Raw genomic sequence first — 21,083 nt, 5'->3', positions numbered from 1 at the left:
CCGCAAGGGGTTCCGTCGGCGGTCGACCGGTGCCATGCTGCCGTCACCGACGAAGAGGAGCGATGATGCCCACCCAGCTCACCCCGTACCTGGCCTTCCGCGACACGGCGCGCGAGGCGCTCGACTTCTACCGCTCGGTGTTCGGCGGTGAGTACACGGTCAGCACCTTCGGCGAGTTCGGCATGGGCGGCCCGGCCGAGAAGGACCGCCTCATGCACGGCCAGCTGATCGCGGCGAACGGCATGCTGCTGATGGCCTCCGACCGCCCCGACGACATCCCCCTCGAGAGCGAGAACTCCATCTCGCTGTCGCTGTCCGGCGACGACGCCGACGAGCTCACGGCCTACTTCGCCGGGCTCTCGGAGGGCGGCGTCGTCGGCGTCCCGCTCGAGAAGGCCCCCTGGGGCGACAGCTTCGGCATGGTCACCGACCGGTACGGCATCCACTGGATGGTCAACATCGCCGGCGAGGCCGCCTGAACGCCGCCCGCCGCTGCCGGCGCCGCCGCCGCCGCGGCCCCCTGCGCCGACCGGCGAGAATGGCGGGATGGATGACACCGCCCGCTGCCCCTGCCTGAGCGGAGACGTCTACGGCGACTGCTGCGGCCCCCTGCACCGCGGTGCCGCGGCGCCGACCGCCGAGCGTCTGATGCGCTCGCGCTACACCGCCTACTCGCTGCGCGACGCCCCCTACCTCGCCGCCACCTGGCACCCGTCGACCCGGCCGACCGCGCTCGAGGTCGAGGCCGGCACCCGCTGGTTCCGGCTCGACATCCTCCGCACCGAGCGAGGCGGTCCCTTCGACGACACGGGCGTCGTCGAGTTCGAGGCGCACTCGAAGACCGACGGTGAGGTGCACGTGCAGCACGAGGCGAGCCGGTTCGTACGCGACCGCGACCGGCGCTGGCTGTACATCGACGGCGACGTCTCCTAGGCCGGTGCGCCCCGGTCCGGTGCGCCCTGGGCCGGGGCGCCGGGCGTGCGGCCCGACGTCTCCGGGCGGCCGAGAGCCCGCGGCGCGGGAGCCAGCCGCTGCGAGTCGCGGGCCGGCGCGAGGAGCGTCGCGCGCCTCCCTCGCTCGTCGGGCTCCGTCGTGCTGCCAAGCACCTGCAGCCGCCCCGGCGTCCGCACCCTGATCGACGCCGTCCAGGCGCAGAGCAGCGCGTCGAGGAGGTCCTCCCGGTGCTTGTAGGCCCGGTCGACGAGCGGCGAGGGCTCGTCGACGAGGAGGCGCGACACCGTGTGCGACGCGAGCGACAGCGGCGGGGTGGCCGAGTCCAGGGCACTCATGCGGGCGATCAGGTCGTCGCAGACCGCGGCCCGCGCGGCCCGGCGATCGGCGAGCGGCAGCGTCGTGTCGGGTCGCTTGTAGCGCGGCCGCCGGGTCTCGTAGCCCAGCTCGGACATGCCGACCAGCGTCGTGTACGGGTAGCACTCGAAGTACGACGACCGATCGGCCGGCACCTCGGCCACGCCGTCGTCGTAGACCATCCCCGCCGACTCGAGGCGCTCGCCGAGGGTGCGACCGCCCAGCCACGCCAAGGAGGCGCTGCTCGCGTTGGCCGCGACGTGCCAGCGACCGTAGGCGCGCGCCACCTCCCGCTCGCTCGGCCGCATGCCCGTCGCGTTCGGCACGAGCACCGGGGCGTCGATCGCGATCGACGAGCCCGGGGTCGCCCAGGCGCCGATCCACTCGACGACCTCGTCGACGCCGCGCGCCCAGCCGGCGTCGAGCACCGTGCCGTCGGCGTCGATCACGGCGAGACCGGTCTCGTTCGCGGGTCGCGCCGGGGTCGAGTCGCGCCAGGCGAGGTCGATGCCGACGAAGCGGGGTGAGGTCACGTCGGGGACGCTACCCGCGCCTCCTCGGCTCCGGGCTCCGGTGGGTTTCGGTGCTAGCCGGGTGGTTCGGCGGGTTCCCGTGCTCGCCGGGNCGAACCCGCCCGCCGCCGCGCCCGCACCAGCGCCCCCGCGCCCGCACCAGCGCCCCCGCGCCCGCGCCCGCGCCGCCCGCGCCGCCCGCGCCGCCCGCCCCCCGCGCCGAACCCGCCCCCCGCGCCGCACGGGCCGCCCGCGAGCACCGATACTGGGGGCATGTCGAGCACACCGGGCGGCCCCGTCGCCGCCGCGCCCGCGCCAACGCCCGCCGATCTGCGGCGGTGGCGCCGGTTCCTCGCCGACGAGCGCGCCGAGGAGAGCACCTACCGCGACCTCGCCCGACGCCGCACGGGCGAAGAGCGCGACATCCTGCTCGCACTCGCCGACGCGGAGGCCCGTCACGCCCAGCACTGGCTCACGCTGCTCGGCGACCGGGTCGGGCGCCCCGCGCGCACCGACGTGCGCACGCGCGTGCTCGGCCTGCTGGCCCGGCGGTTCGGGTCGATCTTCGTGCTCGCCCTGGTGCAGAGCGCCGAGGCCCGCTCGCCGTACGCGACCGACGTCGACGCGACCGACGCGATGGCGGCCGACGAGCGGATCCACGGCGAGGTGGTGCGCGCCCTGGCCGAGCGCGGGCGGACGCGGCTCTCGGGGTCGTTCCGGGCGGCGGTCTTCGGCGCCAACGACGGACTCGTCAGCAACCTGGCCCTCGTGCTCGGCATCAGCGCGACCGGGGTGTCGAACCGTGTCGTGCTGCTGACCGGCCTGTCGGGGCTGCTCGCCGGGGCGCTCTCGATGGGCGCGGGGGAGTACGTCTCGGTGCGGTCGCAACGCGAACTGCTCGATGCGTCGACCCCCGACCCCGCGACCCGCGGAGTGCTCGCCGACCTCGACGTCGACGCGAACGAGTTGGCGCTGGTGTTCCGCGCGCGCGGGATGTCGGCGGTCGACGCCGATGCGCGGGCCCGCGCCGTGCTCGGCGGGACGGACCAGGGGGAGGCGCCCTTCGGTGGTCCGGACGACTCCGGCTCACGAGGAGGTGCGGTGCGCGACCTGCGGGTCGGCGGCGATGTCGAGGCCGGCGACGTACGCGGTGATGCGGCTGCTCCGGTCTCCGCTCCCGACGACGACCGGGACGCTCTGGGCACCGCGTTCGGAGCCGCCGGCTCGAGCTTCTCCTTCTTCGCATCGGGCGCGATCATCGCCGTGCTGCCCTACCTGTTCGGCCTCGAGGGACTCACCGCCGTCGTCGTCGCCGCGGTGCTCGTCGGCATCGCGCTGCTCGGCACGGGCGCCGTCGTCGGGTTGCTGTCGGGTGCGAGTCCGCTGCGCCGTGCCCTGCGGCAGCTCGCGATCGGCTTCGGCGCGGCCGCGGTGACGTATGCGCTCGGGCTGCTGTTCGGGACCGGCGGGAGCTGAGCCCGACGGCGACCCGCGGCGGGTCCCCGCAACCCGCGCGGGCTATCACGTTTCGATGCGCAGCCGCTTCGGCGGGCACCCCCAACCCGCGCTAGCTATTACGTTCTGATGCGTAATGGCTTCGGCGGGTTCGTGTCACTCGCGGCGGGTCAGCGCTGACCCGCCGCGGAGGACACCGACCCGCCGCACCGCTTGCGCCGCCTCCTCGGCGGTCAGGCTCGGCGGTCGAGCTTCCAGGCGATCCAGGCCGTGACGAGCACCACGCCCGCCGCGGCCAGGCGGGCGCCGTCGAGCACCCCGTACCCGGTCGACCCCGAAAGGCTCATGTCGCTGCCGATGCCGATGCCCCAGACCGCCCCCGAGGTCGCGAGGCACACCACGACCGCGAGACCGATGATGCTCGAGGTCACCGCGTGCGACTTCGCGCCGACCTGGTCGACGGTCGTCGCAGCGCGAGACCAGCGGGTCGCGGCGAACCGGACGATCCCGAGCCAGAGCAGCGCCACGGCGCACGAGCCGACCACGTCGCTGCAGCGGTGCCAGCCGTAGGCGACCGTCTGCTCGGCGACGATCGCCGCGAACGCCGTGCCGACCACGAAGAGCAGGGGCCGCAGGTGACGGCCGAACGCCGTCATCACCGCGAGCAGGCCGGCGACGGCGATGGTCGCGTGCCCGCTCGGGAAGCTGTTGCTGTAGAGCTCGCCGGTCAGGTCGGGGCGGGGCACGAACTGCTTGAGCAGCTGAGACGTGACGGTCGCCCCGATGATCAGCCCTGCCGACTGGATCGCGGCACCCGGGCGGCGGCGCAGCAGCGAGACGCCGACGGTGAGCACGAGGATCGCGAGCACGGCCGTGGGCGAGATCGCATCGAGCGCGACGCCGGACTGCAGCAGCGTGTTGCCGTCGACCGACGCGAGGATGCTGTCTTCGACCCGCTGGCCGGCCGGCGTCAGCACTGCCGCGATGTAGACGCCGACGAGAGCGACGGCTGCGACGCCCGAGGTGACCGCCCACCGAGTGGCACCCGGGCGGCGGACAGCCGGGGGTGCGGAGACGGTCGGGTAAGCGGACACCGACCAATGAAACAACATGGTCGCTGGGCGGAACCTCCCACGGGGCACGGAATGACCCGAAAGCCGAGGGACTCCCAGGTTCGTCGGCCTTGTCTGCGGTGAGCCTGGGAGGCGCGGGTCGGGCAGGTGGAGACTGTCACCTACCCGATCGAGGAGGATCCATGAGCACGACGAACAGCAACGAGCCGCACCAGGGCGGCGTCACCGACGAGGACAGCACCTTCGGCGAGCGCGACGACACCCCCACCGTCGAGGTGTCGGAGAACAGCGGCACGGCCGACGCCCCGCCCGCGCCCGGGTCGGACGCCGGCTCCGGTGGCGGGTCCGACGACGTGAACGGTCGCGACGCGACCGGCGACATGCGCGAGCGGACCGGCACCGCCGACGCCGACGACATCGACGAGCTGCTCGGCGAGCGGAACGACGACGCCGAGGGTCCGCGCGCTCCCTGACCCGCGCCTCCGGCTGGGCCTGACCCGCGCCCTCCGGGCCGATTGGCGGGGAGGCCCTGCCTCGTGTAGTGTTTCCTCTGGCCAATCGGCCGGAGAAATGCGCCTGTAGCTCAACGGATAGAGCATCTGACTACGGATCAGAAGGTTGGGGGTTCGAGTCCCTCCAGGCGCACACGACAAAAAGGCGGTCCACTACGTGGGCCGCCTTTTTCGTGCGCCTTCCGGGACTCGAACCCCCAGCGGCCCGGCGTCGCTGGCGCGCCGTAGGCGACCGCCGGATGCGAGACGACCACGTCCCTCCTGCACGTCCCGCTGATAGAGCTCGGCCAGCTCTCGTTCGGAGGCGAGTGGTGGGTATCGTCCTAGATCCACAGGTCAGGAGAACACATGCGGCACTACGACATCGCCCTCTTCGACATCGACGGAACCCTCTGCGACCCGGGCTCGGGCATCACGGAGGCTGCAGCCCACGCTCTGGCCCGGATGGGTGTCGTAGAGGCCGACCCCGCGGCTCTGCGTCGATTCGTCGGCCCGCCCTTGGAGCACTCCTTCCGTGATCTCTACGGGTTCGACGCGGCGGCCGTGACCGAGGCCGTCGGGCACTACCGTGATCACTACGCAGACGGGGGGATCGCCCAGTACCGTCCGTACCCGGGCATCGGCGAGCTCCTCGAACGTCTGCTCGCTGCCGGCGTCCAGCTCGGCGTGGTGACGGCCAAGATCCAGGAATTCGCCGAGGGCGCCTTGCAGACGACGGGGCTCCGTTCCTCCTTCACGACGGTGCACGGTCGTGCTCCCGACGACGTGGTCGGCAAGGCCGTCACGCTCCGTCGCGCGCTGCAGACCAGAAGCGCTTCGCCGGGACAGGTCGTGATGATCGGCGATCGCGAGCACGATGTGGAAGCCGCCCTGGAGAACGGTGTCGACGTGATCGGGGTGCTCTACGGCTTCGGGACCGCCGAGGAGCTCCGCCGCGCGGGCGCACGGCTGACGGCGGCCGCGCCTCGAGACGTGGGAGACCTCGTCCTGGGTGGACCGATCGCCTAGCGACCCCGACCCCGAGCCACCACCCGGAATCTGGGCGACGGCGTCGACGTGCATCGAGTGCCCGACGCCGCCGCCGTCGACGCCCCGACGTGAAGCCGGCGAGACAGCCGTCGAACTGAGCGTCAGCTCTGCAGGTCGACCAGCCATCGCTCGACGGAGCGAGGGCTGAGACCGAGGCGCTCCTGGGCGCTGGCCGCCGGGTCGATCAGCTCGGACTCCTGCGTGGCGCGGCAGCGTACGAGTCGACCACGGGGTCGGACCCGGCCTATTGATGAACAGGCTCGCACGGCAACCTGCATCCCCTGGCCGGAGTCGCTCACAGGCTCTGCAGATGCCGACCCCGATCCGTCTGTCGAGCTGAGATGGATGAACCGAGCAGGACGAGCCGAAGGGTGCGTTCGGCGGCGTCCCGCAGCAGCGCCTCCCCCTGGTCGACAGCGTCCTGAAGGGGCATCGGCGAGGGCGAGTCAGGCGTCACCGCTCTCGTCGAGGCCTCCGGTCTCTCGCAGCCGCTCGTGTCGCAGCACCTCAGGGTCCTGCGGGCCGCGTGGCTGTCTCGCGTCGGCCGTGAAGCCATTTACTCGGTGGCAGACCGGCACGTGTCTCACATCGTCGACGACGCCGTCGAGCATGCAGACGAGGCGCACCAGGGCTGACTGAGGCGAAGCGCGCATGTCCCCTAAGCTCAGGATTACAACGTTGTAAAATTTGGGGGCATAGTGACAGAGGCAGCAGCAAGGGCTCGTCGGGGGTGGCTGTTCGCCATCCTCGGTGCGTTCGCGTTGGGTGGATTCGCGCTGTCGAGCTGGGCGGCCCGGTTGCCGGCGATCCGCTCGGATCTCGGCCTGTCCGACGCGGAGCTGGGGTTCGTTCTCTTAGCGACGACGTTCGGGTCCATGGCTGGGCTGGCCGCCTCACGCACATTGCTTTCCGGCGTCGGTGGGCGGCGCGCCCTCCTCGTCACGGCGATGACGATGGCCATCGGTGTGGTGTCCGTCGCCCTCGGTGTGGCGATGGGGAGTGTCGGAGTGCTGCTCCTCGGGCTCGGTATCGCCGGGGCCGGTGTCGGTGCGACGGATGTGCTGATCAATATCGACGGCGCAGTCATCGAACGATTGTCTCGACGGTCGCTTCTGCCCCTCATGCACGCTGCCTGGCCTGGAGGAGCCGTGATCGGCTCGGGCGTTGGTGCTGCCTGCGCCGCTCTCGGCATCCCGCCTCAGACCCAGTTGCTCACCCAAGCTGCCCTGATCGCGATTGCAGGAGTCCTGCTCGTGCGCGCTATTCCATCAGGCAGCCGCGGAACCCGCCGGTCGAGGCCAGCGCCGGGGCCAGGACGGTCGCGAATGCCACTGCTTCGCTTGATCGATGGCCGGCTCCTGGCGATCGGGGTCGTGATGCTGGCCGCGGAGTTCGGTGAGGGGGCTGCCAACGGATGGATCAGTGTCGTCGTGCGGGATGCCTTGGATCAACCGGAGACCTTCGCAGCACTGGCGATCGCGATCTACTCCGCAGCTCAAGTGGTGGTGCGAGTCGCCGCTGGACCTCTGGTCGACCGATTCGGCCGGGCGAGCATGATCCGCTGGACCTCGATCCTGGGTCTGGTGGGCGTCGTCCTGTTCATCCTCGACCTCGGCACGGTGACGCTCGTCGTGGGCGTGGTCCTCTGGTCAGTCGGGGTCTCCATGGGCTTCCCCCTCGGCATGTCCGCTGCAGCCGAGGGGAACGATCCCGCGGCACGAGTGGCTCTGGTCGCGAGCGTGGGGTACGTCGCCAGCTTCATCGGGCCACCTCTGATCGGTCTGCTCGCCCAGGGGTTCGGGCTGCTGCCGGCGCTCTGGCCCGTCGCGACCCTCTTCCTCGTCGCCGCCGTTCTCGCGCCCGCACTCACAAGACGGCGCCACAGTCATCTGACCTGAGGTCGACCGGCCTGGAACCACACCCTCACATCACACGCTTCATCACGACGAGGCCATGACATCCCTTGGGGGCAGGGCGCACCCTCGGCCGGTGACCCAGGCCACGGCGAACAAGGGCCGCAACCCCTGGGCCGGCGACAATCCGTCACGTGAGCTGGGATCGACGTTCGATGAGGATCGTGTCTCGCCAACGTCCCACGAGGGGCCCGGCCAGGGGTGCGGCGATCCGCTCCCGCCGGCCGACCACCCGGAACCCCAGCTCGGCGTGGAGCGCGAGGCTGGCCGTGTTCTCGGGGAACACGACTCCCTGCAAGGTCCAGATGCCCGCTGCCTCAGTCGACTCCACGAGGGCCCGGAGCAACCCTCGCCCGACTCCGAAGCCTCGGGCGGCGGCATCGACGTACACGGAGTGTTCGACGACGCCGCCGTAGACAGCCCGGGGAGACACCGGTGAAACAGCAGCCCAGCCGACGACGCGGCCGGAGCGGGAGGCCGCGACGATCCGGTGCTCTGCGAGCCTCGAAGCATCGAACTGCTCCGGAGTCGGTGGAGCCGACTCGAAGGTCGCGTCGCCTCCGTCGATTCCCTGCTGGTAGATCGAGAGCACGGTGGGAAGGTCCGCCTCGCTCATCGGGCGGAGGGTGTAACTGTCGTCCACGGTGATCCCATCATTCAGCAGGCCCGGCACCCCACCGTACCCAGCGTCAGCCCTGTAGATCGACCAGCCACTGTTCGACGGAGCGAGGGCTGAGACCGAGACGCTCCTGGGCGCTGGTCGCCGGGTCGATCAGCTCGGACTCCTGCGTGGCGCGCCAGCGGTACGAGTCGACCACGGGGTCGGACCCGGCCTTGCCGAAGAGCGGTTCGATCAGGCTCCCGAAGTCGTCCGGCTCCTGGGACTCGAACTGGACGGCGCGACCGGACTGCGCTGCGAAGCCGGCGGCGAGATCCGCTCCGACCAGACCGGGAAGGGCGCCGACTCCGACCACGCCGACGACGGACGCGTCGGTGAGCAGCCGTGCGGCGACGTCCGCGACATCGAGGTGCGAGCTCCACGACACGGCGTAGTCCTGACGGATCGGGTAGCGGAGCACGCCATCCTTCTCCACGCCGGCCGTGACGGGAGGCAGCAGGAGGTTCTCGAGGAAGAGGCGAGGCGCGACGATCGCGACCGAGACGCCGGTTGCCGTGAGCCCATCGATCAGCGCGGCTACGGGGTTTGCGCCCGAGCCGTCGTCCTCGGTCGGGTAGCCGCTGGTGGAGACGACGACGCGGCCGGGACGTGCCCGGTCGACCGCGGCGACGATGTTGCGGGCGTGAGCGAGCTGCTGCTCATTCGTGCCGATCGGCAGGTGGACGAAGACGCCGTCCACGCCCTCGTAGGCGGCCGCCAGCGATGCGACAGAGGTGAGGTCGACGGCGACGGCGGTGCCGTCTCCCGAATATGTGGAGGGGTCGCGGACAGCCGCAGCGACGGAGGCGCCGGACTTGGTGAGTGCAGCGGCGACGGGGGAGCCTTGGGCGCCCGTGGCGCCGTGGATGAGATAGGTCATGGACCAATTAGTGCATCTAGTGCATCGGTTACGTCAACTGCACTATTGGCCTAAGCTCTTTTTTCATGGCTTTCTGTGGGGATATCTGGCCCGAGTGCGGCATCGCGAAGTTCCTGACCCTGCTCGACGGCCCTTGGGCGACCCTCATCGTCCGGAATCTGCTCGAGGGGCCGGCCCGGTTCTCCGAGCTGAAGGAGTCGCTGCCGGGCATCAGTGCTCACACTCTGACGAACCGTCTCCGCAAGTTCGAGACGTCGGGCCTCGTCACCAGGACGGTCTACGCCGAGATCCCCCCGCGGGTCGTCTACGAGCTGACCCCGACGGGGCTCGGGCTCCGACCCGTGCTCGAGTCGATGAACGCCTGGGCGCTGGCCGTCCCCGCCGTCGCGGACACCGACGACGCCGCGACGGCGGACTCCCACCGACCTGCGGCGTCAGCCATCTAGGCTGAGAACCGGAACGAGCGGGAGGCGGCCACAGTGCAGTCGAGATGGGGACGCCTGGCGCGTGGCTCATCGGCGACCCTCGTTGCAGTGACCCTGGCAGCGTTCTCGCACGTCGCGGGTGGCGGCTCCTCTCCTGGCGTGCTCGGCGTCGTCCTCGCGATCGCCCTCTCGTTGCCACTGGGTGTCGCCCTAGCGGGAAGAGGCCCGTCGCTCGTCCGGCTCTCGATCGTCGTCGCCGTCTCTCAGGCGGCTTTCCACCTGCTCTTCTCCCTGGGGGGAGGAGGCGCTGCTCGTGTAGCCGTCACCGGCGGCGGGCACCACGCACACGAGACTCTCGTGCTCGTGGCTGACACATCGATGGCAGCGGGGGCGATGCCGGCGATGCACCACGGCGGCGTGATGTGGATCGCGCACGCTGCCGCTTGGCTGGTGACCGTCGCCGGCCTCTGGCGCGGCGAGAGGGCCGTCCGCGCTGCCATCGGTCTGGCGGACCGGGTCTTGCTGATCGTGATCTCCGCCACGGGGATCGCGGTGACCACCGCACCGCGGATCGCCCGGCACCTCGTGCCGCGAGTCGCACGGATCATCCCCCACGCGCTCCGCGCCGCGGCGCCTGCCCAGCCCCTTCGAGGACCGCCGCTCGCCGCCTGATCCGAGCTGATGCACGATGCGCCGAGAGCGCGTGTCGTGTGCTCTGCCGTCGCTCACACGCCGGCAGAGCTTCTTGCGCATCCTCACCGTGGACGACGTCCCGGCATGCGCCCGTCTGCGTCGCTGCGACCGGACGAGCACCTTGGAAACTCCGGCACCCCGTGCCGACCAGAACGAGACGAGTCATCTTGTCCGCAACACACAACTCCGAAACCAAACGCGAACGACGGGAGTCGGCCCGCGAGAAGGCCCGCATCACCCGTGAAGCCGAGGCCAGACGCCGTCGGCGCAACAAGTGGGCCCTTCAGGGCGGTCTCATCGTCGGCGTGCTGGCGGTGCTGGCCGTCATCGCCCTCGTGATCACGAGGTCCCTCGTGCCGGCGGGCCCCGGCCCCCGGAACATGGCGAGTGACGGCATCCTGCTGTCGGGCGATGGCACGACCGTATCGGCCGTGACGACGGACGCGACGCCGGCCGACGGCTCCCCGACACCCTCGGCGGCGGGCACGACCGAGAAGCCGAGCATCGTCGTCTACCTCGACTACATGTGCCCCTTCTGCGGTCAGTTCGACACGACGAACGCCGAACAGCTCGAGACCTGGGTGAGCGAGGGAGCGGCCGAGCTCGAGATCCACCCCCTCGGGTTCCTCGACAACGCGAGCCTCGGGTCGAAGTACTCGACCCGGTCGGCGAACGTGCTGGCCTGCGTCGCGAACTACCAGCCTGATACTGCGCTCGACGTCAACACCGCCCTGTTCGCCCAGCAGCCGACCGAGAACACCACCGGCCTGACGAACGACGAGCTGGTCACGCTGGTGGAGGGCGCCGGCGTCGACGACCCTGCCGTCGCCTCCTGCATCACCGACGGCGAGTTCACGGAGTGGGTCACCTCCGCGACGGAGCGCGCGCTGAACGACCCGGTGCCGAACTCCGACCTCGCCGCGGTGTCCGCGACGCCGACCGTGCTGGTCAACGGCCAGCAGTACCAGGGCTCGCCGACCGACGCCGCTGCGTTCGCGCAGTTCGTGGCGCAGGTGTCGGGTGGGGCGACGGGCACGGAGGCGCCGTGAGGTCCGCGGAACCCCGGGCCGTCGTGACCATCGGGGAAGCCGTCGCCCGGATAGAGTCGAGGGATGACCGACAAGTCCGACACTCCCGCCAAGCGTTCTCGCGGCGAGCTCGAGAACGAGGTCATGAGAGCCCTCTGGCGTGCGGGCGCTCCTGCCTCGGCGAAAGAGGTCCAGGCGACCTTCGAGCTCGACGCGACCCCGGCGATCACGACCGTGCTCACGATCCTCGATCGTCTCCACAAGAAGGGGTCCGTCGTCAAGGCACCCGCTGCGGGCGGCGGATTCGTCTTCTCGGCGGCACAGTCGGAGTCGGAGTCCGCTGCGAGCACGATGGTCTCCGCCCTCGTGGCGAGCAGCGACCGAAGCGCTGCGCTGCTGCGCTTCGCCGGGCAGCTCGATCCTCGCGACGTCGAGGCGCTGCGGGCGGCGCTCGAAGCCGACTGACCCCTGGACGGCTGGTCCCTGGCCAGCTCGTCTCGGGCAGGGTGATCTAGGTGGCGGTCGCCTTGATCGTGCTCGCCTGCATCGGGGCGTCGCTCGTGCTGATCGTCGGTGCACCTTTCGTGCTGGCGCACGGCCGCTGGCGGTTCCGCTGGCCGCGGCTGGCGCTCGCCTCCTGGTACACCGCGTTCCTCGGCGGCATCGCGGCGGCTGCTCTCGGGCTCGTCAACTCGATGGCCGCGGTCGCATTCTCTCGGGAAGCCTCGTCGGACCCGATGGGTGGGTGGTTCGCGTCGACGGTGCTGGTCGTGGTCGGCTGGGGCGGTCTCGTCGCCGTAGGGGGGCTGGTGGCGCTCGTCACGACGCGCTTCGAGCCGCTCGCGGCGACGGACCGGGCCTTGCACCAGCAGATGGCGCTGGTGGCGGCCTGCCACCCGAGCACACGGGTGGGAGGGGTCGATGTGACCGTCGTGCCCTTCGACCGCGCCTTCGCGATGAGCATCCCTGCCCCGAGCAACCGGGTGCTCGTCACGACGGCGCTCGAGCGGGCTCTGACCGCCATGGAGCTGGCGGCGGTCGTCGAGCACGAGCGGACGCACCTGCGGCAGCACCACGGCGTGATCGCGCAGCTCGCGCAGCTCAACAGGGCGTGCACTCCGGGCCTGGCTGGAGCCCGGCACCTGGAGCGCACCACCAGGATGCTCGTCGAGCTCATCGCCGACGACGCGGCCGCGCGGCGCCTGGGAACGGTGCACACCGCCAACGCGCTGGTCAAGATGGCGCACCTCGCCCGGGACGAGTCGTTGTCGCTCCGCGCTCGTCGCCTTGTGGAGGCGAGCAACCGGCACTCACCGTCCCGTCGGCGGTCTCCGCTGGCAGTGCGCGTGCACGGCTGACCGACGTCAGCAGAGGCGCATCACCCGCGGGGTGCGCCTCCGCTGCGGTTCGGCTCGAACGAGCGCAGCCGCAGGCTGTTCGACACGACGAGCACCGACGACAGGGCCATCGTCGCCGCTGCGATCAGCGGGTTGAGCAAGCCGACCGCAGCCAGGGGGATGGCGAGGACGTTGTACCCGAAGGCCCAGACCAGGTTGAGCCTGATCGTCCGGAGCGTCTGGCGTGACAGCTGGACGGCGTCCACCACCACACGCAGGTCGTCCCTGACCAGGATGATGTCGGCGGCCTTCATCGCGATGTCGGTGCCCTGCACCATGGCGAGCCCCAGGTTGGCGGTCGCGAGAGCAGCGGAGTCGTTCACGCCGTCACCCACCATCGCGACCCTGTGGCCGTCGGTCTGGAGGGCGGAGATCGCAGCGGCCTTGTCGGTCGGCAGGACACCCGAGATGACCTCGTCGACTCCGATGGCTGCGCCGACCGTCTGCGCGACGCCGTCCGTGTCTCCGGTCAGGAGCACGGTGCGCAGGCCGAGTGCTCGGAGCCCCGCGACCGCGGCAGGTGCGGACGGCTTGATGTCGTCGTGCACCCCGAACACGGCCGAGGCGACACCGTCGACGGCCAGCAGGACCGCGGAGGCGCCGGTCGAGCCGAGCCGTTCGACCGCCTCGGTGAGCACGGCGTCGAGCTCGATCCCGTTCTCCCGGAGGAGGCGGGCGTTGCCGATGAGGATCTGGTGGCCGTCGACGACGGCGCGGGCTCCGAGGCCGGTCAGCGCCGTGAAGCCCTCGGGCGTCGACAGGATGCCGACCTCGGCGGATGCTGCCGCTGTGACGGCGCGGGCCACAGCGTGCTCCGAGGCCGTCTCGACACTGCCGGCGAGGCGCAGCAGGGTCTCGCGATCGAGTATCCCGGTGACGACGACGTCGACGACGCGCATGCCGCCGGTGGTGACGGTGCCGGTCTTGTCGAGGACGACGGTGTCGATGACACCGCTCGCCTCGAGGGCGTCCTGTCCCTTGATGAGCACGCCGAGCTGCCCGCCGCGTCCGATGCCGACCATGAGCGCGGTCGGGGTGGCGAGGCCGAGTGCGCAGGGGCACGCGATGATCAGGACGGCGATGCCGTTGCCGACGGCCGTCGAGGGTTCGGCACCGATCAGGAGCCAGATGGCGGTCACGATGACAGCGAGAACGATCACGCAGGGCACGAAGACGGACGAGACCTTGTCGGCGAAGGTCTGCACCCCGGCCTTGCGTCTCTGGGCGTCCTCGGTGAGGGCCGCCATCTGGGCCAGGCGGGTGCGGGCGCCGACGGTGACGGCGGTGATCTCCAGACGTCCGGTGACGTTGACCGTGCCGCCGATGGCGTCGTCTCCCGGTGCGAGGTCCGCGGGGACGGACTCGCCGGTCATGGCGCTGGTGTCGACGGTGGACGTCCCGGACGAGACGGTCCCGTCGACGGCGATCCGCTCGCCAGGGAGGACGACGACCGTGTCCCCGACACGGAGCTCGGTCGACGGCACGACACGCTCGGTGCCGTCGGCGTCACGGACGCGGGCCTGCCGGACGGCCAGGTTCCCGATGGCGTTCAGCACGTCGCCCGCGCGGCGGCGCGAGCGGGTCTCGAAGTAGCGTCCGCCGAGCTGGAACGTGACCATGCCCGCAGCGACGTCGAGGTAGATGGCGTCGGCGCCGGCGGGGGTCACGCCGAAGCCGAGCCAGTAGCCCGGCTCCGTGCTCGGGGCGAAGACGAGCGTGTAGACGGCCCACCCGAAGGACACGATGCTGCCGAGCGAGACCAGACTGTCCATGCCGAACGTGCCTCGACGCAGGCTGCGCCAGGTCGCCTTGTGGAACGGCCACGCCGCCCACGTGACGATGGGCACGGCCAGCAGGACGCAGACGAGCTGCCATCCGTCGAACCGGAAACCGGGGACGAGCGCGAGCAGGATCGTCAGGTCGCAGAGCGGGATGGTGAGTAGAGCAGCCACGGCGAGTCGGCGACGCAGCGACGTGATGGTGGTCTCGGTGGCCCTGGCGGTCCAGCTGTCGTCGTCGCCCTGTCGCATCGCGGCGGCGTAGCCCGCCTTCTCGACCGCGGCGATGGCGGTGTCGACCTGTGCGGGCGCCAGCCCCGAGACGAGCGCGCGCTCGGTGGCGTAGTTGACCGAGGCGGTCACCCCGGGGAGCTTGTTGAGCTTCCGCTCGACGGCGTTCGCGCACGACGCGCAGGTCATGCCGCCGACGTCGAGCTCGAAGTACGCCTCCGACGGGGCGGTGGTCGTGTCGACGGCTGCCGTGGGCTGGGAGGTGGTGGTCACGTCTGGTCCTTCATCTCGGGCACCCGCTCGGCGGTCGCCGTCGTCTCGGGCGTTCCCGAGGGGGTGGTGCTCCGGCCGGAGAGCCGATTGAGCATGTCGTTGTAGGCCTCGAAGCTGTCGTCGATGCCGCTGTCGAGGTGGCGGTCGACCCGCTTCGCGCGTCGGGAGTCCTGTCTCGACCACTGGGTGACGAGGGCGATGACGACTGCGATCAGGGGCAGCTCGCCGGCGGCCCAGGCGATGCCGCCGCCGACGTACTGGTCGTGGGCGAGGTCGGTCATCCACCACTTGCCGATGTACTCGTAGTAGTTCCGTGCGATCACGGTCTCGCTCGACATGATGACGACGCCGAAGAAGGCGTGGAAGGGCATCGCGGCGAGGACGAGGCCGAGCTTGCCGATGTGGGGCAGAGGCCGCGGCGGGTGGTCGACGCCGATGACGAGGCTGTAGAAGACGTAGCCGATGATGAGGAAGTCGAGGTTCATCAGCTGGTGCGACCAGTGGTACCTCAGTGCTTCCCCGAAGATCGGCGTCAGGTAGAGCAGGTAGTAGGTGCCGACGAATGAGACGAAGACGTGGATGGGGTGGTAGAAGGCATGGGTCAGGCGCCAGTTGAGCATGGCGGTGATCCACTCGTGCACGCCTGCGGGCTCGTTCCTCCGGTGTGCGGTGCTGGCTCGCAGGGCGAGCGTCACGACGCCGCCCATCACGAGCAGCAGCGGCCCGAGCATGTTGAGGGACATGTGCAGGATCATGTGCAGGCTGAACGACACGCTGGAGTACTTGCCGAGACCGGATGACGTCGTGAGGAACACCGTGGCCCAGCCGAGCACCCAGGCGACCGTGCGTCCCACGGGCCAGGCATCGCCGCGCTGTCGGAGCCGTCGGACACCCCAGAGGTACAGGCCTATCCCGGCGGCGGTCAGGACGGCGAAGAGGATGTTGGGCCGCCACTCCAGGAGGAGCACGAGCGGGCTCGGCTCGCTGTCGACGTCGTAGCCGAGGAACACCTGGTCCACCGAGGTGGGGACGAAGTACTGAGGAGGCGGGATGCGCGTCATGGCACTGGTGATCCCGAGGTGCGCGGAGAGCAGCAGAGCGGCGAGTGCCGTGATGGTCCAGGTCGAGTGCTGCGGAGCGGCAGCGGGCCGTGTCGCCCGCCAACCGAGCACGCCGAGGGCGCCGAGGAGGGCGAACCGCACCAGGAACAGCCACCCCGTCGCGCTCTCCCACGGGGCCGAGCCTGCCAGCATGAACGCGGCGATGATCGTCTGGGTGCCCGCCGCGATCACGCCGGTAACGACCGCCGTCCACCGCAGTCGGCGGGCCTCGACCGCGCCGAGGGCGTCCCCTCGCGCGGCAGCCCAGGCGACCAGGAACACGAGTCCTGTGAGGATGGTCGTGGCGGGTGTGCCGATGATGGCAGCATCTCCGCCGAAGTCGTGTTGCGGTCCGACCAGGACCTGCCCGACCACGACAGGGGCGAGGACGGCGAGGATGCTGAGGGCGAGCATGATGAGGAGCGGCTGCCATGTCCCCAGGAAGTTCGCCATCAGGTAGATGGTCCACGCGACGACAGCTGCCACCACCCACGCGCCGGGCAGGTAGGAGGCGGACATCAGGTACGCGAGCGAGCCGGGTTCCAGCAGGCGATCGAGCGACTGCCCGCTGGCGTCGGCGGCGTCGACGGCTGCGAGGCTCGTCGCACTGAGGGCCCAGAGGAGCGACGCCCACCGGACGGTGCTCAGGTCACGACCGTTGTCGACGACGAGCCGGCGGGCGCCCGAGCGTGCTCGGATGAAGGCGGCGAAGAACAATGCGCCCACCGTCACGGAGCCGGCGCACTCGGCCACGACCCGGAGCAGACCGCTTATCAGGGATGTGACGAGGTCGGGCACAGGTCGGTGCAGGGATTCGTACCCGGACGGGCCCATCACGACGACGGTCACGACGACGGCGAGCAGCGGGATGCCGACGAAGACCGAGCCGAGGGCCGCGCGCCGATCGCGAGTTCGCCGCGAGGGGCCCGCTGAGGCGGCGGCTGCGGGGGGTGGCGGGATCGTCTCAGCCATCGACGACGGTGTAGCCCGCCTCCTCGACCGCCTCGCGGACGGCCTCGGGATCGGGGGCGGAGGCGCTGGTCACGGAGAGCAGGCCCGTCACGTGGTCGGCGGTCACTGCCTCGATACCGACGACATCGCCCACCTCCCCGGTGACTCGCTTCTCGCAGTGCTCGCAGGTCATGCCGGCGACGGTGAACGTGGTCTGCACAGGGGGTCCTCTCAAGTGGAGGCCTCCCGGTCGACGCCTCACGCACCTCCCACTCTACGTGCTGTAGAACGCGGTGGCGAACGTGTTCTCTCGACGTCGACCGGTTCCTCAGCGAGCGATCGAGAACGCTCCGACCGCCGAGAGGCTGGCGCCGACCTCGGCGTCGCTCAGCTCGCGCGTACCGTGCGCAGTCACCGTCGATGTCTTCCCGGGGGCGAGGTCGACGTCGACCGAGTCGACGCCGTCGAGGCCGATGAGAGTCTCGGTGACCGTCGTCACGCAGCCGTTGCAGGTGAGGCCGTTCACGGGCCCTGTCCAAGTGGTCATCGTGCATTCCTTTCCATCGTGGGCCGCACGGGCGTGATGCCCGAGCGGTCGTCGGCAGTCTCGTCCGACATCTGGCGACTCGGCTGTGTGATCAGACCGAGCCGAAGAACTTGCGCAGGCGCGGCACTCTTCGGATGAGCAGCTGGTCCAGTGCCAGCACGAGGATCAGGGACAGCCCGAAGATCGGCAGGAAGAGCCCCAGGGCCACCATCGCGATGAGCAGGACCCTGCTGCTCCAGACGGGGAGCGCCGCCCGGGGGGCCGAGAGTCCGGAGGCGCGTCCTCGACGGGTCCACCACATGAGTGGCCCCGAGATGCAGAGGAACATCACGGCGAGGCAGAAGAGCACCGTGAGAACCGTGTTGACGGTGCCGAAGCGACGTCCTTCGTGCAGCGCGACGCCCTGTGACACCGTCTTGGCGGTGGCGCTGAAGTCGTCGTAACCATAGGTGCCGGCGACGTCGCCGGTGTACTGGTCGACGTGGACGGTCTTCTCGAGGGCCACGTCGGACTCGGAGGGGTTGCCGTTGTCGTTCCACTGGCTGCCCATGACGCTGAAGACGCCGTCGTCCCCCTCCGGGTAGACGATCGAGTACGGCTCGGGCGCGCCTTCGTCGCGAGCGGCGGCTACGGCCTCGTCGATCGAGATCATCGAGCCGGCGCCCTGGCTCGTCCCCAGAGGGCCGCCTGCGATCGCCCAGCCGGCCGGAGCTGTCGTCCCGTTGGTGTCCTCGATCAGGTCGCCGAGGGTCGATTCGGCGCCGGGGTCCGCGCCCCACAGCGATCCTCCGTCGCCCGCCGCGACCTGCTCGGCAAGTGAACCCCAGACGCCCGTCCACGGCAGGCCGGAGACGACCAGCATCAGGATGCCCAGCCCGACCGGCAGGCCTGCGATCGCGTGCATGCCGCGCAGCCTGGAGCCCGGCACCTTCTTCGCCCGAGCCGCGCCTCGGGGACGGCGACCCAGGAAGAAGATGATGAACCCCGTGATGGTCAGGACGATCGCCCAGCTGGCCCCCAGCTCGACGATCCTGTCGCCGATCTGCTCGTCGCCCAGCAGCAGGTCGCCGTGGATGCGCTCGGCCCAGTTCGAGACGAGCTCGTTCTCGGTCAGGTCCCCCGTCACGGTGGTCGAGTACGGGTCGACGTAGACGTTGCTCCCGACGCCGTCGGCGCGTTCCGTGACGAAGACGGTCGAACGGTCGCCGACCGCGTCCACGACGGAGAGGACCTCCCTGTCCGGGAACGCGTCTCTGACAGCAGCCTCCTGGCTCGACAGGGAGGCGCGCTCTGCGTCCTCGGGGGCGGTGACGGTGAGGACGCCGGGATGAGTGAACGAGTCCACCTCGGCTCGGAACATGTAGGTCAAGCCCGAGATCGAGAGGATGAACAGGACCGGGATGACGATGATCGAACCGTAGAAGTGCCACCGCCAGAAAGCGGCGAACCAGTTCGTCGGACGCTTGCCTGGACGGCCCACTCGGCCTGTCGGCCTGTTCGGGACGTCGGCTCCGGTGCGGCGGTCCATCTCGGTCGCGGTCATGCCAGCCTCTCGGTCGGGACCGGGATCGTCCGGTCGTCGAGTTGGCACTCTACAAGATGTAGAACTAACCTGTCGACGTGATCGATTACCCCTGGAACATCGTCCTGACCATCGCTTTCGCGTTCACCTTCGTGATCTGCGTGGGGGACGCCCTGGTGGGAAGGCTCCGTGCCGCGGATCGGCGAGCAGTCATCACCGACGGCGAGCTCGTCGACGTCAACCACGGCGTCATGAGCATCGCCATGATCGCCATGACCTGGTTCTTCGCGATGGACGTCGTGACCTGGGCACAGGTCCTCCTGTTCGCGATCCTCGGTCTCTCTCTCGTGCCGCCGCTCCTGCGCGCGTCGTCCCGGCGTGCGCGCACCGACCTCGCGGGCCACATCGCGCTGGACGTGGCCATGATCTGGATGCTCGCCGCGATGCCGTTGCTGATGGCCGGTGCCATGAGCCCCGGCGGGGGATCGGTCCACGCCGAGCACGCCGGAGCGGACGCCGGTGCCGACATGCTGACGGCGACCCCCATCTGGGCCGACGTCGTCAACGTCCTCTTCGTCGTCGTCTCAGTGGCCGCGGCCCTCTGGTGGCTCGTGCAGATGTTCGTCAGCCGGGGGCACCGCGTCCACCTGCTCTGCCATGTCGTGATGGCCGCGGGCATGGCGTGGATGCTCGTCCTGATGAACGTGTAGTGCCCACCTCGCGCCCATGAGGGCCCAGGCCCACGGGCCCACGTGACCGCCCATGGCTCACACGTCGAGTTCGAGGACGGGAGAGAGCGACCGCGAACAGCAGGTGTTGATGCGGGTCCCTGCAGCGTGGTCCACCTCCGTCTGGAAGTCGTCGCGATGATCGGGGACGCCGCCGAGCACGGCGGTCAGGCACGACCCGCAATGCCCCTGGCCGCAGGAGCGGTAGGTCTCGTAGCCTCGCCGCTCCAAGGCGTCCGCAATGGACTCGTCTGCCCCGACCTCGATCCTCTCGCCCGTCGAGCGGGCCACGACGGTGAAGGTCCTGTCGCCGTCTCGAGTCGGCTCGGCGGGTGGGTCGAAGCTCTCGCATCGCACCTGGTCCGTCCGCCAGCCCGCCGCGAGGGCGCGGTCACGGGCCACGCTGACGAAGCCCTCGGGCCCGCAGGCGTACACCGCGCCTCCGTCGTCGACCGTCTCGAGCGACCGCGGCCAGCTCGTCCGGAAGGAGTCGCCTTCGTCGCTGTGGTGCAGGGTGACGCGATCACGCCACGGGCTGGCGGTGAGGACGGTGAGGAGGGGGAGGGCATGGGCGTCGCGCGACCAGGTGTGGAGCTCGAAGGGCGTGCCCCGCCGGTGCAGCTGCTCGGCCATCGTCACGAACGGCGTGATGCCCACGCCCCCTGCCAGGAGGACCGCCGACGAGTCCAACCTGCCGAGGGGGAACGTGTTGCGGGGTGGCGACACGTCGACCACGTCGCCCACGGCGAGGCGCTCGTGCACCGCCGCCGAGCCGCCGCGACCGTTCGGGTCGTGGCGCACGCAGACGAGGTACCTCGCCGTGTCCTCGCCGTGGCTGACGAGCGAGTACTGGCGCACGAGGCGCTCGTCGAGGTGGAGGTCGATATGCGCCCCGGCTTCGAAGGTCTCGAGCTCCTGGTCTGGCTCGACGGGCCGTAGCTCGACGAGGAGCGCGTCGCGGGCCGCCCGGGTGATGTCGTGCACGCGTACTGACTGTCTTGCAGACAGGGTCGTTCCACGAGTCGAGGAGCCGCGCATCCGGCGGGTGCGCAGGGCCCGGAACAGCGGCG

The 21,083-nt window shown here is 70.5% G+C and carries 23 protein-coding genes and 1 tRNA gene; 14 read left to right on the top strand and 10 right to left on the bottom strand.

Translation table 11 applies throughout. From position 1 onward, the window contains the following. Window positions 1-65 precede the first annotated feature (65 nt). Window positions 66-479 (top strand): VOC family protein, encoded by a 414-nt coding sequence (locus tag IFT51_RS08830; RefSeq protein WP_192060719.1) that lies wholly within the window; start codon window positions 66-68, stop codon window positions 477-479. A gap of 67 nt (window positions 480-546) precedes the next feature. Then, on the top strand, window positions 547-933 hold the full coding sequence (locus IFT51_RS08825; RefSeq protein WP_192060718.1) for a YchJ family protein: 387 nt from the start codon (window positions 547-549) through the stop codon (window positions 931-933). Here the strand turns inward: IFT51_RS08825 and IFT51_RS08820 are convergent. Next, the gene (locus IFT51_RS08820; protein WP_192060717.1) at window positions 930-1,841 is read right to left on the bottom strand and encodes a DUF429 domain-containing protein; all 912 of its coding nucleotides are present in this window, start codon (window positions 1,839-1,841) and stop codon (window positions 930-932) included. The genes IFT51_RS08825 and IFT51_RS08820 overlap by 4 nt on opposite strands. Before the next feature lie 252 nt (window positions 1,842-2,093). Between IFT51_RS08820 and IFT51_RS08815 the strand changes: the two genes are divergently transcribed. Beyond that, entirely contained in the window at window positions 2,094-3,296 is a 1,203-nt protein-coding gene (locus IFT51_RS08815; RefSeq protein ID WP_192060716.1) for a VIT1/CCC1 family protein, read from the top strand. A 212-nt stretch (window positions 3,297-3,508) separates the two neighbouring features. Here IFT51_RS08815 and IFT51_RS08810 read toward each other — a convergent pair whose 3' ends face one another. Next, a complete protein-coding gene (locus IFT51_RS08810) occupies window positions 3,509-4,369 on the bottom strand; it encodes a phosphatase PAP2 family protein (RefSeq protein ID WP_192060715.1) in 861 nt (286 codons plus the stop codon). A gap of 161 nt (window positions 4,370-4,530) precedes the next feature. Between IFT51_RS08810 and IFT51_RS08805 the strand changes: the two genes are divergently transcribed. The 5 genes from IFT51_RS08805 (at window position 4,531) to IFT51_RS15565 (ending at window position 7,787) form a co-directional block, all read left to right on the top strand. Beyond that, window positions 4,531-4,821 carry a hypothetical protein gene (locus IFT51_RS08805; RefSeq protein WP_192060714.1) on the top strand — a complete coding sequence of 97 codons (291 nt, stop codon included), beginning with the start codon at window positions 4,531-4,533 and terminating at the stop codon, window positions 4,819-4,821. A gap of 99 nt (window positions 4,822-4,920) precedes the next feature. Then, a tRNA-Arg gene (locus tag IFT51_RS08800) sits at window positions 4,921-4,993 on the top strand. A gap of 215 nt (window positions 4,994-5,208) precedes the next feature. Then, on the top strand, window positions 5,209-5,868 hold the full coding sequence (locus IFT51_RS08795) for an HAD hydrolase-like protein (protein ID WP_192060713.1): 660 nt from the start codon (window positions 5,209-5,211) through the stop codon (window positions 5,866-5,868). A 452-nt stretch (window positions 5,869-6,320) separates the two neighbouring features. Further along, window positions 6,321-6,524 (top strand): ArsR family transcriptional regulator, encoded by a 204-nt coding sequence (locus IFT51_RS15350; RefSeq protein ID WP_192060881.1) that lies wholly within the window; start codon window positions 6,321-6,323, stop codon window positions 6,522-6,524. A gap of 63 nt (window positions 6,525-6,587) precedes the next feature. Beyond that, entirely contained in the window at window positions 6,588-7,787 is a 1,200-nt protein-coding gene (locus IFT51_RS15565; protein WP_192060712.1) for an MFS transporter, read from the top strand. A gap of 145 nt (window positions 7,788-7,932) precedes the next feature. Here IFT51_RS15565 and IFT51_RS08780 read toward each other — a convergent pair whose 3' ends face one another. Both IFT51_RS08780 and IFT51_RS08775 read right to left on the bottom strand, forming a co-directional pair. Further along, window positions 7,933-8,418, bottom strand: coding sequence for a GNAT family N-acetyltransferase (locus IFT51_RS08780; RefSeq protein ID WP_192060711.1), 486 nt, complete (start codon window positions 8,416-8,418; stop codon window positions 7,933-7,935). 73 nt (window positions 8,419-8,491) lie between these two features. After that, window positions 8,492-9,340, bottom strand: a complete 849-nt coding sequence (locus IFT51_RS08775) for an SDR family oxidoreductase (protein ID WP_192060710.1) — start codon at window positions 9,338-9,340, stop codon at window positions 8,492-8,494. A gap of 65 nt (window positions 9,341-9,405) precedes the next feature. Here IFT51_RS08775 and IFT51_RS08770 point away from each other — a divergent pair, with 65 nt between their 5' ends. The 5 genes from IFT51_RS08770 (at window position 9,406) to IFT51_RS15560 (ending at window position 12,844) form a co-directional block, all read left to right on the top strand. Next, entirely contained in the window at window positions 9,406-9,786 is a 381-nt protein-coding gene (locus tag IFT51_RS08770) for a helix-turn-helix domain-containing protein (protein WP_192060709.1), read from the top strand. Window positions 9,787-9,873: 87 nt separating this feature from the next. Next, on the top strand, window positions 9,874-10,437 hold the full coding sequence (locus IFT51_RS08765) for a hypothetical protein (RefSeq protein ID WP_192060708.1): 564 nt from the start codon (window positions 9,874-9,876) through the stop codon (window positions 10,435-10,437). Window positions 10,438-10,625: 188 nt separating this feature from the next. Beyond that, complete coding sequence (locus IFT51_RS08760) at window positions 10,626-11,507, top strand: thioredoxin domain-containing protein (RefSeq protein ID WP_192060707.1); 882 nt, start codon at window positions 10,626-10,628, stop codon at window positions 11,505-11,507. A gap of 63 nt (window positions 11,508-11,570) precedes the next feature. Next, entirely contained in the window at window positions 11,571-11,951 is a 381-nt protein-coding gene (locus IFT51_RS08755) for a BlaI/MecI/CopY family transcriptional regulator (protein ID WP_192060706.1), read from the top strand. Between the two features lie 50 nt (window positions 11,952-12,001). Continuing rightward, window positions 12,002-12,844, top strand: coding sequence for a M56 family metallopeptidase (locus IFT51_RS15560; RefSeq protein ID WP_192060705.1), 843 nt, complete (start codon window positions 12,002-12,004; stop codon window positions 12,842-12,844). A 20-nt stretch (window positions 12,845-12,864) separates the two neighbouring features. Here IFT51_RS15560 and IFT51_RS08745 read toward each other — a convergent pair whose 3' ends face one another. From IFT51_RS08745 to IFT51_RS08725, 5 genes are all read right to left on the bottom strand, one after another. Then, window positions 12,865-15,165, bottom strand: a complete 2,301-nt coding sequence (locus IFT51_RS08745; RefSeq protein WP_320477915.1) for a heavy metal translocating P-type ATPase — start codon at window positions 15,163-15,165, stop codon at window positions 12,865-12,867. Continuing rightward, window positions 15,162-17,237, bottom strand: a complete 2,076-nt coding sequence (locus IFT51_RS08740; RefSeq protein WP_192060704.1) for a cytochrome c oxidase assembly protein — start codon at window positions 17,235-17,237, stop codon at window positions 15,162-15,164. The genes IFT51_RS08745 and IFT51_RS08740 overlap by 4 nt, the downstream gene beginning before the upstream one ends. Then, window positions 17,230-17,436, bottom strand: coding sequence for a heavy-metal-associated domain-containing protein (locus tag IFT51_RS08735; RefSeq protein ID WP_243214286.1), 207 nt, complete (start codon window positions 17,434-17,436; stop codon window positions 17,230-17,232). Before IFT51_RS08735 ends, IFT51_RS08740 begins: the two co-directional genes overlap by 8 nt. A 108-nt stretch (window positions 17,437-17,544) precedes the next feature. Continuing rightward, complete coding sequence (locus IFT51_RS08730) at window positions 17,545-17,763, bottom strand: heavy-metal-associated domain-containing protein (RefSeq protein ID WP_192060703.1); 219 nt, start codon at window positions 17,761-17,763, stop codon at window positions 17,545-17,547. Between the two features lie 91 nt (window positions 17,764-17,854). Next, entirely contained in the window at window positions 17,855-19,306 is a 1,452-nt protein-coding gene (locus IFT51_RS08725) for a PepSY domain-containing protein (RefSeq protein WP_192060702.1), read from the bottom strand. 77 nt (window positions 19,307-19,383) lie between these two features. Here IFT51_RS08725 and IFT51_RS08720 point away from each other — a divergent pair, with 77 nt between their 5' ends. Next, a complete protein-coding gene (locus tag IFT51_RS08720) occupies window positions 19,384-19,995 on the top strand; it encodes a DUF5134 domain-containing protein (protein WP_192060701.1) in 612 nt (203 codons plus the stop codon). Window positions 19,996-20,052: 57 nt separating this feature from the next. Here the strand turns inward: IFT51_RS08720 and IFT51_RS08715 are convergent, their stop codons facing one another. Continuing rightward, entirely contained in the window at window positions 20,053-20,997 is a 945-nt protein-coding gene (locus IFT51_RS08715) for a PDR/VanB family oxidoreductase (RefSeq protein WP_192060700.1), read from the bottom strand. Window positions 20,998-21,083: the final 86 nt, after the last annotated feature.

The organism is Frigoribacterium sp. CFBP 13712, from assembly GCF_014842255.1.
GTDB lineage: Bacteria > Actinomycetota > Actinomycetes > Actinomycetales > Microbacteriaceae > Frigoribacterium.
The sequence above is the reverse complement of the archived record's forward strand: the minus strand, read 5'-3'. Positions and strand labels throughout refer to the sequence as shown.

Coding starts and splice junctions, on each gene's coding strand:
- IFT51_RS08775 (WP_192060710.1), bottom strand. CDS start 9,340: ATGACCTATCTCATCCACGGCGCCACGGGCGCCCAAGGCTCCCCCGTC.
- IFT51_RS08740 (WP_192060704.1), bottom strand. CDS start 17,237: ATGGCTGAGACGATCCCGCCACCCCCCGCAGCCGCCGCCTCAGCGGGC.
- IFT51_RS08805 (WP_192060714.1), top strand. CDS start 4,531: ATGAGCACGACGAACAGCAACGAGCCGCACCAGGGCGGCGTCACCGAC.
- IFT51_RS08755 (WP_192060706.1), top strand. CDS start 11,571: ATGACCGACAAGTCCGACACTCCCGCCAAGCGTTCTCGCGGCGAGCTC.
- IFT51_RS08815 (WP_192060716.1), top strand. CDS start 2,094: ATGTCGAGCACACCGGGCGGCCCCGTCGCCGCCGCGCCCGCGCCAACG.
- IFT51_RS08730 (WP_192060703.1), bottom strand. CDS start 17,763: ATGACCACTTGGACAGGGCCCGTGAACGGCCTCACCTGCAACGGCTGC.
- IFT51_RS08825 (WP_192060718.1), top strand. CDS start 547: ATGGATGACACCGCCCGCTGCCCCTGCCTGAGCGGAGACGTCTACGGC.
- IFT51_RS08725 (WP_192060702.1), bottom strand. CDS start 19,306: ATGACCGCGACCGAGATGGACCGCCGCACCGGAGCCGACGTCCCGAAC.
- IFT51_RS08830 (WP_192060719.1), top strand. CDS start 66: ATGCCCACCCAGCTCACCCCGTACCTGGCCTTCCGCGACACGGCGCGC.
- IFT51_RS08795 (WP_192060713.1), top strand. CDS start 5,209: ATGCGGCACTACGACATCGCCCTCTTCGACATCGACGGAACCCTCTGC.
- IFT51_RS08770 (WP_192060709.1), top strand. CDS start 9,406: ATGGCTTTCTGTGGGGATATCTGGCCCGAGTGCGGCATCGCGAAGTTC.
- IFT51_RS08780 (WP_192060711.1), bottom strand. CDS start 8,418: ATGAGCGAGGCGGACCTTCCCACCGTGCTCTCGATCTACCAGCAGGGA.